The organism is Pandoraea sp. PE-S2R-1 (assembly GCF_002179865.1).
Lineage (GTDB): Bacteria > Pseudomonadota > Gammaproteobacteria > Burkholderiales > Burkholderiaceae > Pandoraea.
This window is the reverse complement of the sequence record NZ_NGUR01000010.1, coordinates 489,036-502,014: the sequence shown is the minus strand read 5'-3', so window position 1 is coordinate 502,014 and position 12,979 is coordinate 489,036. Positions and strand designations below refer to the sequence as shown.

The window sequence follows — 12,979 nt, the reverse complement described above, 5'->3', positions numbered from 1 at the left end:
ACGTCAAACGAATCGATTTGACGCTTCCTCTCAAGGAGACACCCCATGGAGATGCCATCCGCGCAACTTGGCGCGAACCCGAACGGACAAGACAAGCCCACAGGCCGTCTGTCTGCGTTGACCCAATTTTCGATCGGCGGGCTGCCGCTGCCGATGTTCGTGGCGATTGCCGTCGTCGTGGTGCTGGCCGCCATGACCAACCGCTTGCCGAACGACATGATCGGCGGCTTTGCCGTGCTGATGCTGGCGGGAGCCGCGCTCGGTGAGCTTGGCCGGCGTATTCCCGTGCTGCGCGTGATCGGCGGCTCGGCGATTCTGTGCTTGTTCGTGCCGTCGGCGTTGTTGGGCTACAAGCTGATGGACGACGCGTCGCTGAAGGCCATCACGACGACGATGAAGACGGCGAACCTGCAATACCTCTACATCGCGTGTCTGGTGGCGGGCAGCATTCTCGGCATGAATCGCCGGGTGCTGATTCAGGGCTTCCTGAAGATGTTCGTGCCGTTGTTCGTGGGCACGATCACGGCGGTGGCAGCGGGCATGCTGGTGGGGCTTTGCTTCGGGTATGACCCCAAGCACACGTTCTTCTACATCGTCGTGCCGATTCTCGGCGGTGGCATTGGCGAAGGCGTGTTGCCGCTGTCCATCGGGTATTCGGAAATTCTCGGCGAGTCGCAGGCGCATCTGGTTGCCACGCTGGTACCGGCGGCGCTGATCGGCAACGTGGTGGCGATTCTCGCCAGCGGCGTACTGAACCGGTTTGGCGAGCGTTATACGAAATACAGTGGCGACGGCATGCTGGTGCGCACGGGCGACGATCTTGAGTTGCTCAAGCTGCAAAAGGAAGACACGTCGCTCGATCTTCGCCTGATGGGCGCGGGGTTGCTGCTCGGCTGCACGCTGTACATTCTCGGCTCGCTGCTCGCGCCGGTGACGGGCATTCCGGGGCCGGTGCTGATGATCGTCGCGGCCGCGGTGCTCAAGGTCTGCAAGGCGATTCCGGCATCGATGGAGAGCGGCGCGTATCAGATGTACAAGTTCATGTCGACGAACCTGACGTTCGCGATTCTGGTCGGTCTGGGCACGCTGTTCGTCTCTTGGGACAAGCTGGTGGCTGCCTTCACACCGGCGTATTTCGTGATCGTGACGGTGACGGTGCTGGCGATGATCGCGTCGGGCTTTTTCGTCGGCTTGTGGCTCAAGATGTATCCGGTCGAAGCGGCGATCATTACGGCTTGCCATAGCGGTCTGGGTGGCACGGGGGACGTGGCAATCCTGTCGTCGTCGAACCGCATGGGGCTGATGCCGTTCGCGCAGATTTCCACGCGTATCGGCGGGGCGGCGATGATCGTGGTGGCGACGATTCTGATGAAGTTCCTGCACTGATGGCAGGCGGGTAGTGGGGCATCAGGGGCATAAGATGTATTGCGGGGCCATGTTAAACTGCCCCGCAACCTCTTATGCGGCGGCCGGTCTAGCCGCCTGTGCCTTCGCGGCGCCCTTGTCCCCACTGTCATGCGACTGACCGACTACACCGATTACAGCCTGCGCACGCTCATCTACGTTGCGGTACATCCCGACGAGCTGGTGCACGTGCAGGCGGTGGCGGACGCCTTCGACATTCCCAAGAATCACCTCGTGAAGATCGTGCAAAAGCTCGGGCAACTGGGCTTTTTGCATACGGTGCGCGGGCGTGCGGGCGGAATCCGTCTGGGGCGGGCGCCGGAGCGTATCGGACTTGGCGAAGTGGTGCGCGCGATGGAGCCGGATTTTGCACTGGTGGAGTGCTTTCATCAGGGCGATAACGCGTGTGTGATTACGTCGGCCTGCAACCTGAAAGGGGTGCTGGGCGACGCATTGCGGGCCTACTTCGCCGTGCTCGATCGCTACACGCTGGCCGATTTGGTCAACAAACCCGACGCGCTGCGCCGGCTGCTCGGCGACGCCGTGGTCGCAGCCGCGATTCCCGTGAGCGAAATCAAGGTGAATCGCGCCACAAAACGCGGTAGTTGAGCGTTTCCACGACCGCCGGATTGCGGTTATTCCCCCTTTCCATCGACGGCATCTATCGCCGTCATAGCCACTTCCAATGGCTATCGTTTGATTTGGACGATTGGTCGCATCTTGCAGACGGCCAGCCGCGAAATTCCGCCTCGATTTCCCTAATCTTGAGTCGTGCCCAGTCACACCGTTCCAAGAGAAAGCAAACCTCTTCGGTACGACTGGAAAAAACATGGCTTCAGATGCCAATCGACAGGAGTTTCACCATGAATACCCGCCTCTTTGCTGCTGCTCTGGTTGCTACCGCAACGCTCGTCTCTGCTTCGGCCTTCGCCGGAGAAACCCAAACGGCCTATACCGGCGATTCGCAAACCGTCGCACAAGCCGCCCCGCAAGGCATGACCCGTGCGCAAGTCCGCGAAGAATTGCGTCAAGCCCGCGCTTCGGGTCAACTCGACCAATCGCTGGAAACTTACCCCTCGCTGCTGCAACAACGCACGTCCGCCGGCCTGTCGCGCGCGCAAGTTCGCTCGCAAATCGGTACGGCCGCCACGGTCGGCGACAACCGCGCTTAATGGTGTCTTGGCTGGCGCTGGGCTGACGCCCAGACGCGCTTTACCGCAGGACCGACCGAAGCCCCTTCCCGCTGCTCAGGCAATTTCAACTGGCCTAGGGAAGGGGCTCCGGTCGGTCCTCTTCATTTTCCCGTCTCCTTCGAACGAAACCATCGGCATCGGCTTGATGGTTTTCGCTTTGCAGGGGTGACGAGCAAGGGGCGGCCAAATCCTCCATAATCGGCGCACCGGGTCTTCATGATGAGTGCGCCATGGATCGGCTCTCTACGCTTATTTCGAATTTCGGCGTTCGCGCCGGTGTGTTTCACAGCGGCGGCCTGTGTGGCGTTGCCAGCTACGGCATCGACTCGCACGACGGCGGCCACATGCACCTGCTGCGAACCGGCGAAGTCGCCCTCGTGCTGGAAGACGGCACCCGCCAAGACATCGTCGAACCCTCGCTGATCTTCTTTCCCCGCCGTAATCACCACCAACTGCTCTCCGGCGAAGGCGATCGCACCGAACTCGTGTGCGGCTCTCTCTCGTTCGACGGCGGACACAATAATCCGCTGGTTGCCGCGCTGCCGGAATACCTCGTGCTGCCCACGCAGTCGCTCTCCACACTCGATCTCACGCTGAACTGGCTGTTCGCCGAAGCGTTCGGCTCGCAGTGCGGCAGGCTTGCCGTGATGGATCGGCTGTTCGAATTGCTGGTGATTCAACTCCTGCGCCACGTGCTGGAAAAACGCATCGTCAATCGCGGCATGCTTGCCGGTCTGGCCGACCCGCGACTGGCCCGCGCGCTGCACGTCATTCACCACCAGCCCGGTGACGCGTGGACGGTGGAGTCGCTGGCCAACACCGCCAACATGTCCCGCGCAAACTTCGCCGCGCAGTTCCGTGAAGTCATCGGGCAATCGCCCGCCGACTACCTGCTCGACTGGCGCATCGGACTCGCCCAGAAACGCCTGCGCGACGGACAACCCATCGCGCGCGTCGCCGATGAGGTCGGCTACGACAGCGCCTCGGCACTGGCGCGCGCGTTCCGCCGTAAAACCGGCGCAAGCCCCCGCGACTGGCTGCGCGCGCAAATGCACGCCGTCACGATGTTGCCGCCCCCGCGCGTGACGCTGGTGCCGCCACTGCCTGCGCAGGCCGCCTGAGCGACGGGGATGACCAGCGACGATGCCGTAGGCCATTCGCGCTTGCGCTGACGCATTGGCGAATGGCCGATACGGCTGACCGTGCTTAGAACACGTGGCTGACGCCCAGACGCACGATCGTCTGCGAGTTGGTGGCCGACGACATGCCATTGGCGGCATCGCCCACGGAGGCGGTGGCGTCGATCACGTTGCCGAACGCATCGAGCGTCGCGCCGGAAGCCTTCTGATAACCCACCAGTGCATACAACTCGGTGCGCTTCGACAGGTTGTAGAACGCCGCCAGATTGAACTGGTGGTACTTCGCACCCGAAGCGTTGGCCGCCGGCGCATTCACGTCGGTGAAGCTGTAGCCGCCGCCCAGACGGAAGGCATTGGTGAAGCGATACATCGCGAGTACGCCAACCGTGTCGAACTTCGCCGTGCGCGTGAAGCGCGAGTAGGTGCCGGGCGAATACTCCGTGTGGCTGTAGTTCGCGCCCAAGGTGGTGTTGTTGCCGATCTGATACGTCATGGCCGTGGCGATGATGTCGCGTGACTTCGCACTCGCGTAACCGGCGTTGATCGACGAGCCGAATGCCGATTCTGACGAACCTGCCCAACTGCCGATAGTGGTGTCGGTGGCGCTCGCCTTGTCGTTGTTGGCATGCGAGTACGCCAAGCCCCACACGAGCGGGCCGCCTGCATACTGGCCAGCCAGCCCCCATGTGTTCTGACGCCCCATCGTGCCCGCCTGACCGCCGAAGCCGTACATGGCACCGAACGTGAAACCGGCCCACGTCGGCGAGCGGTACTTCACGCTGTTGTTCACGCGCGAGCTGTGGTCGAGGTTATCGACGTCGCCCGGGTGTGCCGCTACGCCGGAGAGCAGCGCGGTGCCGCCCACGGAGCCGACGAGGTCGATCAGCGGATCGTACTGGCGGCCGATGGTGATCGTGCCAAGCTTCTGGTCCTGCAAGCCGACATACGCGTGGCGGCCGAACTCGGCGCCGTTCTGGCTGGCGGTGCCGTTGGCGAGGCTGAAGCCGTTCTCAAGGCGGAACAGCGCTTTCAGGCCGCCTCCGAGATCTTCTGTGCCTTGCAGGCCCCAGCGGCTACCCTGCCACGTGCCGCTCTGGAACGCCGTGTTGGACGCGCCACTCATGACGGCCGGACGGCCAGCGGCGCCGGCTTTCGTCACGGAGGCGACGTTGCTGGCATAACCGATGCCGCCGTCGACGATACCGTAAAGCGTGACGTTCGATTGCGCATGCGCGAGCGGGGCAAGCGACGCAGCGCCGCAGCCGATAGCCAACGCGACGGCGCGGGCGAGGGGGGAGCGAGAGTAAGCCTTCATGGGTGCATTTCCTAGCGTGGCGGTATTGGCACGACGCGTCGCACGGGTTGTCGTTCCCCGAGTCGATTTGCCGTGGATAAAATTAGGAATCCTAAAAATATGACGAAGAGATGTCCGTTGCGGGATGTCTCGATGTCAGTCCGTGTTCAGGTTCCTGTCCTCTGTGGCTACGCGCGAAGTGTGTTCGCGCGCAGCCTGGGTTTGATGCAGCGTTGCTTTGTTGCGATGCTCTGTTGCGTTATTTCGCCGGGGTCGCCGCCTGCGGTTGGGCGAGGGCGGCGCGCAAGCGCGACGGCGAATCGGTCATGACGGCGTCGAAGCCCAGTTGCGAGGCGGCTTCGTAGTCTTGCGGGGTTTCCACACCGAAGGCGACGAGATGCACGTTGCCCTGCGATTTGAAGCACTGCACGGCGGCCGGTGTCCACCAGTTCGCGACAACTTTGGAGATGCCTTCGCCGAGCGTGAAGCGCTCGATGACTTCGACCTGACGATGGAATTCGATACCGGCCCACGTGCCCGGTGCCGGCGGCGTCACGCACTGACCGCCAAGCGCGGCGGCCACGAGACGGTTACGTGTCGCGTCGCGCGATTCGAACAACTGGGCCTGCGGACGGCGCGCACGCATGCGGTCGGTGGCTTCTGCTTCGGTGGAATACAGGCGCACGCGCGACCAGGCGTTGGTCTCGTCCAGCACCTTGATCACGGCTTCGACGAGCGGCGCGGCAGGCGTCTGCTTCATGTCGAGCAGCACCGGCACGTTGGCTGGTGCGGCAGCGAGCGCCTCACGCAGCGTCGGAATCGGCAGCGGATGATCGCGATACGGGTAGACGGTCTGTCCGTCGGCACCCTTACGCGAGAAGCTGTAGCCGGCGTTGAGCTTGCGCACGTCGGCGTAATCGAGATCGGCCAGCTTGCCCTTGCCATCGGTCAGGGCCGAGAGATCGGCCGGACGGTACATCACGGGCACCCCGTCGCGCGTGACCTGCACGGTCATCCACAACGCCTGCGCACCGTTCTGCAAGGCGTTCGTGAAGGCTTGCACGGTGTTCTCGGGGGTGTCGCCGGTGCCGCCGCGATGCGCGACGATCAGCGGCGCGGCTTGTGCGGCGGACGGCATCAGCGCGCCGACGGTGCAGGTGAGCGCGAGCAGCGCGCCAGCGGTAATGCGCGAAAGTGACGGCATGGTCGACATGGACGAAGCGGCAGGCATGGGGGCGGTCTCGTAGAGGTGAACGATTAGCGGTGAACGATTAGAGGTGAACGATGTTAGCGGGGTGACCATGGTCGGCGGGTCAGACGACCTGAATTTCGGGCGTTTGCTGCACGCGATCGCATAGCGGGGCGGGCAGGGGCGCGTCGGTGATGACGAGGTCTTGCTCATCGAGTTGCCCGCCGCGCACGTTGGGCTTGCGCGTGAACTTGTAGGTGTCGGCCACGAGAATCCGGTAACGGCTCGCTTCGCGCAGGGCTTCGCGCGAGGCGGCTTCCTGACGGTCGTAATCGAGGAGTGCGCCGTCATCGTCGATGCCGCCTACGCTGTACACGCCGATGTCGGCGCGATAGGCGCGAAACAACCGGTTGGCCTCATCGCCCAGAATTTCGGGGTTGGGCGAGCGCAGTTCGCCGCCGGGCACGATGACGCGATGTTCGGGGTTTGCCGCCAGCACCAGCGCGGCGCGCAAGTTATTGGTGATGACGGTCAGGCGCTTGCGATGCACGAGGGCGACGGCGACTTGCTCTGGCGTGGTGCCGATGCCGAGCAGTACGGTGGCACCGTCGGGAATTCGGTCGGCAGCGGCAAGCCCGATGCGGATCTTGCCTTCGAGGTTGCGCACGCGCCGCACTTCGTACGGTTGATTCGGCCCCGGTGTGAGCAGCCGCGCGCCACCGTGATAACGGCGCAGTACGTTGGCATCGCAAAGCGTGTTCACGTCGCGGCGAATCGTTTGCGTGGCGACGCCGAAGTGCTCGGCGAGCGCATCGACACTCATTTCGCCATGCTGGCGAAAGAGCGAAACGATGCGGGTCTGGCGGTCGGAAAGGTCCATCGGGCTGGCGTAGCTGACGCATTCGTTCTGGAATGGGCGCCAGCTTGACAGCGATGCATGACATTCAAATGACGGAGTGAAATGTTCAAATGAACATTTCTACCCGGTGAGACAGGTTCATTCGCGCTCTGCTGTCAGCCGAATGGGTGCATTCGCCTCGAACTTGGCTCGGCGTGTGGAGAAGAACGTGCGCACGTTGCGAATGTTGGTCGAGCTTTTGAAGAGCCGTCGCGCCAGTTCGTCGTATTCGGGCATGTCGGCGACTTCAGCGACCACCACGAAGTCAGGCCCCGGTGAGACGCGGTAGCACTGGGTGACAGCGGGCTCGGCGCAGATGAATGTTTCGAACGTATCGAAGTCTTCCGCCGTTTGCCGGTCGAGACTCACTTCAACGACAGCGGTGAGCGTCGGGCCGAGCTTCGCCCGATCAAGCACGGCAATCTCGCGCTGGATGACGCCGCTTTCCTTGAGCGCACGCACGCGGCGCAGGCACGTGGGAGCCGACGCATGCACGCGTGAGGCCAGTTCGAGATTGGTGATCGAGGAGTCTTCTTGCAGCGCTCGCAGGATCCGCAGATCAAGGTCATCCAGAAATACGCCCGCCATGAGGCCTCCGGGAAATTTTGATGAAATAATATTTCAAGCAATTGAGTGATCGTTATTTTATTTCATGAGCAGTCGATTTTTGATCGTTAATTTCATTTCATCGACTCTACCATCGCTTCACTGGTTCTTTTGAACAGCATTCACGGAGAAGCGTCATGTGTGGAATTATCGGTGCCGTTGCGCAGCGGGATATCGTGCCGAACCTGATCGACGGCCTGAAGCGGCTGGAGTATCGAGGTTATGACTCGTGTGGCGTGGCGCTCTACAACGATGCGCAACTGGTGCGCGCTCGCAGCGTCGAGCGTGTCGCCAACTTGCAGGAAGCCGTGACGCGCGACGCACTGACGGGGTACACGGGCATCGCTCACACCCGTTGGGCGACACATGGCAAGCCGGTGACCGAGAACGCGCATCCGCACTTTTCCCCGCGCGAAGACGCTGCGCGCATTGCGCTCTCACACAACGGCATCATCGAGAACCACGAAGCGCTGCACGCCATGCTGGAGCAGCAGGGTTACGTGTTCACGAGTCAGACGGACAGCGAGGTCATCGCGCACTTGATCGACCATTTGTACAACGGCGATCTGTTCGATGCGGTCAAGGACGCGGTGTCCCGCTTGCGCGGCAGCTACGCCATCGCCGTCATCTGCCGGGACGAGCCGCATCGCATCGTGGGCGCACGCGATGGCATGCCGTTGATCGTTGGTGTGGGCGAGGGAGAGAATTTCCTCGCGTCCGATGCGATTGCACTGGCGAACGTGACCGATCAGATCGTGTATCTCGAAGACGGCGATGTCGTGGATGTGCAATTGCATCGCTACTGGATCGTCGACGCGGCGGGGCAGCGCGCGGAGCGTGCGGTCAATACGGTGGCGGCGCATAGTGGCGCGGCGGATCTGGGGCCGTATCGCTACTACATGCAGAAGGAGATTTTCGAGCAACCGCGTGCGGTCGCCGACACGTTGCAGGACGTTACGGCGATCATGCCGGAGCTGTTTGGCGATAACGCATGGCGGGTGTTCAACAAGGTTGAGTCGGTGTTGTTGCTCGCATGTGGCGGCAGTTTCCATGCGGCGTTGACGGCGAAGTACTGGATCGAGAGTCTCGCGCAGGTGCCGGTGAGCGTGGAGATTGCCAGCGAGTATCGCTATCGCGAAAGCGTGCCGAATCCGAACACGCTGGTGGTCGCGGTGTCACAGAGCGGGGAGACGGCGGACGTGCTGGGCGCCGTGCATGTCGCGAAACGTTTGGGCATGACGAACACGTTGGCGATATGTAACGTGGCAACGAGCGCGTTGGCGCGTGAGTGTGAATTGACGTTCTTCACGCGAGCCGGGGTGGAGATCGGTGTGGCATCGACGAAGGCGTTCACGACGCAGTTGGTGGCGCTGTTCTTGCTCGCGTTGACGCTGGCGCAAGCGAGGAAACGCTTGTCGGAAGAGGATGAGCAGCATCATTTGAAAGCGCTTCGCCATTTGCCGGATGCCATGAGCAAGGTGTTGGCACTGGAGCCGCAGATCATCGCTTGGGCAGAGCAACTCACACGGCGGCAGGACATTCTCTTCCTCGGACGCGGCATGCACTATCCGGTCGCGATGGAGGGCGCGTTGAAGATGAAGGAGATTTCGTACATCCATGCGGAAGCCTACGCCGCAGGGGAGTTGAAGCATGGCCCGCTGGCGCTGGTCAGCGATCAGATGCCGGTGGTGGCGGTGGCGCCGAACGATCGGTTGCTGGAGAAGTTGAAGTCGAACATGCACGAGGTGAGCGCCCGCAACGGCAAACTGTATGTGTTCTCGGATTTGGACTGCGGTATTACACCGGGGCCCGATCTGGATGTGATTCGACTGACCGAGCACTACGGCATGCTGTCGCCGATTCTCCACACGATTCCGATGCAGTTGCTCGCGTTTCACGCCGCATTGGCGCGCGGGACAGATGTCGACAAGCCGAGGAATCTGGCGAAGTCGGTGACGGTGGAGTAGGCAGAGCGGAAGTTGTATATATGCATGGCACATTTCAATAGTTTTACTTAGAGCCCGCTGCAAAATGTTTCTTTAAGACTTTTGGGTCGCCCACAAACGAGGGTGGGACGGGGTTTAAGGCAAACCAATACACTTGAGCGATGTGTTCTGGAATTGTCTCGGGCGGGGGGATATTCCCCTCGGTCGGGGCCTGGTGCTTCTGTGCCAGGCTATCCCATCTGGCTTTTCCATCGTCTACTCGCTTCCCCGCATCAATAACTCATACGTGGTGCGACCTTCCGTCTCGCTGAGGTTCGCACATCAACGTACTAGTTCAGCACCGAATCCGCTCCGAATAGAGGTCATTTATTTCAAACGATGGGCTCTCTTTGGTCGCGCCTCGCGGCGGTGTCGTCTGGAGTCGATGTGTTAGAAATATTTCACCCCGACCGCGAGTATGGCGCGGCCCGTACAACATGGTTGACCCGGCATTGCCGTTCTGTAGGTCTAAGGCGTCGCGCATTGGCCGCGAGCATAGCTACGCGGATGCCGAATCCGTGTATTGCCTCCGGAGCATAGAGGGATCCCGTCATGGTAGGTGCTCTAGTTAATCCTCAGTTAGATAAATAAAGTTCGAGGGCAAATTAAGGGTCGGACAGTCTTCACCATTTCAATTGACCGTGAACCAGAGCGGAATTTCTATGCGCGATGGCGCGGGCATCGACCCAGCTCCGCCAGCCGGGATGGAGTGATTAAAGGTTCTATTTGTATAGATGGTTGTTCGCACCAGTGGGATAAGGCTATCATTGCAGCTAGCATCGTCTAGTTAAAGACGATATTTCGGGGCAGTGTGATGTGGGCAGCGGAGACGAACCCATGGACGCGCGAAATAGAGATTTCCTACAGATGACAGAACAAGTAAAACTAACAAAAGAACTGGTGTCGCTTGTCCACTATGTTGAGTTGAACGAGAGCGGTTGGGTAAAAAAGACGCTTCAAAAAATCATCCTTGCTGTTCTGCGAGCCCGGTCTGCCGGTGCGGTAACTAGCCAAGAGTTGCGAGAGGAAGTCCGAGAGGCTACCACGCATGACTTCGGCGCAAAGCAGATTGATGCAGCAATAGATTCCCTACTATCGGATAAAAAGCTCATCAAGAATGTCGCGGGGAAGCTTCAACTCCGACAAGAGGCTATCCGCGAGATTGACGAGGCAACTGCCGCCACCACTTCAGAAGAAACTGCTGCCAAGGAGCGCTTTGTTGGACTCATTCGCGACGCGGCTCCTGGTATCGACGCAGATGCCCTCTGGGTCAGCTTTGAGAACGACTACCTTTATCCGCTAATTGCTCAGTCAGGCGCAAATACACTGAATCTCATTTCCGGTGGGGATGCGAAGCTTCCCACGGAAGGTCTGAGCTCAGTGATGGAGGCGGTGCCCGAGGATTTGCGCGAACAGGTTACGCATGCCGTCATCGAATTCCTTGACCCGAGCAATGACCATGCGCGCCAATTTATTCTTAAGCGTGTTGCCGCGACATTCTTCGTTGGTGCCGTGAGCCTGGAAGGGACAACAATCGATGCGCTGGATAAGAAGAGAACTCGCAAGAGCGCCATTAAGTTGTTCCTGGACACGAATACCTTGTTCTCGGTTTTGTCGCTCCACGACAATGACGAAAATGACAGCGTGCAGAGTCTTATGGCGATGAACCGTAATGCTCACTCACCAGTGCAGTTAAAGCTCTTCGTGTTTCCGGAAACTATCGAGGAAGCGACTCGGGTGCTAAGCGCTTCCATGAACCATTTGGGCTCGCATCCGATTCCAGCCAATTTGGCGCGAGTCGGGAAGAATGCAAACCTTTCTGGAGTGTTTGGTCGATACTTCAAAGCTGCGGCGGAAAGTAACATGGGGTTGAGCCCCCGAGAGTATTTCGAGCCTTACATCACTGGTCTTACGGGAATTTTGAAAACCCGAGGTATCGAGGTGATTGATCGCTCTCTCCAAGTGTCGGCCACCGACCAGGCATTAATTGACGACGTTTTGGAAATGCAGGAGCACGAATCCCGGAAAGCAGAAGATCGTCGAAAAAACTACGATGCAATTCGTCACGACGTGTTTGTGTGGCATTGCGTCGAACGGGCGCGTCCGGCTGGCCTTGCGTCACCACTGGATGCCAGCGAGTGGTTTGTAACGCTGGATAAGCGATTGATGGGATTCGATGCATTCAAACGAGGCGGCCGGAAGAACTACGTCCCGATATGCATCGATCCCAGTAGCTTTATCCAGTACGCGCAATTTTGGACGCCTCGCTCGGCTGACTTCGAGCGCGCCCTGTTTGGCAGTTTGAGGCTTCCTCTGCTGTTTCGGGATTTTGACAGCGATACGGAAGACGTCACGATGTCCATTCTGCGGCGAATGGCGACGTTCGAGACGGTACACACTTTCTCTACAGCAGAGCTACAGACAATTCTTCTGGACCGCGCAGTTCGGACCCGCTTTCAGATGGCCAGGTCCGACGAGGAGGAGATTGAGATTATCCGTGACGAACTCCTTGCCGTGCACGAGAGCATTGTGACCGAAAACAAGATGTTGCAAGAGGAGGCAAAGCAAAAGGAGGCGCTAGCTGGCAAGCACGCAGGGGAGGCAGAGGAATACAAAAATCAGCGCGACGTGGCCGTAGAAAAGGTGAGCCAAGCTGAGACAGCCAGAATTGCTGCATTAGGCAAGGCGGATGGCTATGGAAAAGAAGTTGCCGAATTGAAACAGCAACTCGCTGCGCGTGATGAGGAAACAGCGGAGATTAAGCGAAAGCTCCAGGAGCGGACGGATAGGGATGAGCGCCAGGACAAACTGAAAGCGCAGAGGCTAAATGCGGCGATGTTCGTGTTGACCTGTGGTGTTATGCCTGCTGTTCTGGCGTCGTTGGTCATTGGATTCGCAGCAATGTACATGTTCCGGATTCCATTTCCCTTTGGCCTCGCCACAATCGTTGGGTTATTGGTTTGCGGCGGTTGTGTTTGGAAATTCGGGGGCAAACATCCCGCTCTGGAGTCTTATCCCAAAGTCCGAATTTGCGCGGCCGTGGTGGGCACGGTTGGTCTGTGCGCGGTGCTGATGCTGCGTGAAACAGGTTCGGCGATTTATCAGAACTGGGTGCAAACGAATCAGGACAAGTTGCCAGATGTTATCGGTACCGCACTGGGCGGCGCCAAGGCACAAGTGGAAGAGAAAAGGTAGAGTCAGCGGTTTGTTATTTTGAATGGAGCGCCGCGATGCGAGCTCCATTCATCACCAGTTTCTTTCATTCAGTTCA

General features: G+C 59.8%; 10 protein-coding genes. 6 read left to right on the top strand and 4 right to left on the bottom strand.

Annotated features, from left to right (window positions below; translation table 11 throughout):
* The first annotated feature begins 45 nt into the window (after positions 1–45).
* The 4 genes from CDV44_RS12795 to CDV44_RS12780 all read left to right on the top strand — a co-directional run bounded on the left by CDV44_RS12795 (position 46) and on the right by CDV44_RS12780 (position 3,718).
* A complete protein-coding gene (locus CDV44_RS12795; RefSeq protein ID WP_087688352.1) occupies positions 46–1,386 on the top strand; it encodes a 2-hydroxycarboxylate transporter family protein in 1,341 nt (446 codons plus the stop codon).
* Positions 1,387–1,515: 129 nt separating this feature from the next.
* A complete protein-coding gene (locus CDV44_RS12790; RefSeq protein WP_087688351.1) occupies positions 1,516–2,013 on the top strand; it encodes an Rrf2 family transcriptional regulator in 498 nt (165 codons plus the stop codon).
* Between the two features lie 254 nt (positions 2,014–2,267).
* Positions 2,268–2,576 carry a DUF4148 domain-containing protein gene (locus CDV44_RS28055; protein WP_170935971.1) on the top strand — a complete coding sequence of 103 codons (309 nt, stop codon included), beginning with the start codon at positions 2,268–2,270 and terminating at the stop codon, positions 2,574–2,576.
* A gap of 251 nt (positions 2,577–2,827) precedes the next feature.
* The gene (locus CDV44_RS12780) at positions 2,828–3,718 is read left to right on the top strand and encodes an AraC family transcriptional regulator (protein ID WP_064675104.1); all 891 of its coding nucleotides are present in this window, start codon (positions 2,828–2,830) and stop codon (positions 3,716–3,718) included.
* An 85-nt stretch (positions 3,719–3,803) separates the two neighbouring features.
* Here the strand turns inward: CDV44_RS12780 and CDV44_RS12775 are convergent, their stop codons facing one another.
* From CDV44_RS12775 to CDV44_RS12760, 4 genes are all read right to left on the bottom strand, one after another.
* Complete coding sequence (locus CDV44_RS12775; protein WP_087688349.1) at positions 3,804–5,051, bottom strand: porin; 1,248 nt, start codon at positions 5,049–5,051, stop codon at positions 3,804–3,806.
* 238 nt (positions 5,052–5,289) lie between these two features.
* Positions 5,290–6,261, bottom strand: a complete 972-nt coding sequence (locus CDV44_RS12770) for a glycerophosphodiester phosphodiesterase family protein (RefSeq protein ID WP_249277526.1) — start codon at positions 6,259–6,261, stop codon at positions 5,290–5,292.
* Positions 6,262–6,343: 82 nt separating this feature from the next.
* Entirely contained in the window at positions 6,344–7,099 is a 756-nt protein-coding gene (locus tag CDV44_RS12765) for a DeoR/GlpR family DNA-binding transcription regulator (protein WP_087688348.1), read from the bottom strand.
* A gap of 117 nt (positions 7,100–7,216) precedes the next feature.
* Positions 7,217–7,705, bottom strand: a complete 489-nt coding sequence (locus CDV44_RS12760) for an Lrp/AsnC family transcriptional regulator (protein WP_087688347.1) — start codon at positions 7,703–7,705, stop codon at positions 7,217–7,219.
* Positions 7,706–7,860: 155 nt separating this feature from the next.
* Between CDV44_RS12760 and glmS the strand changes: the two genes are divergently transcribed.
* On the top strand, positions 7,861–9,690 hold the full coding sequence (gene glmS, locus CDV44_RS12755; protein WP_087688346.1) for a glutamine--fructose-6-phosphate transaminase (isomerizing): 1,830 nt from the start codon (positions 7,861–7,863) through the stop codon (positions 9,688–9,690).
* Between the two features lie 855 nt (positions 9,691–10,545).
* Complete coding sequence (locus CDV44_RS12750) at positions 10,546–12,903, top strand: hypothetical protein (RefSeq protein WP_087688345.1); 2,358 nt, start codon at positions 10,546–10,548, stop codon at positions 12,901–12,903.
* Positions 12,904–12,979 lie beyond the last annotated feature (76 nt).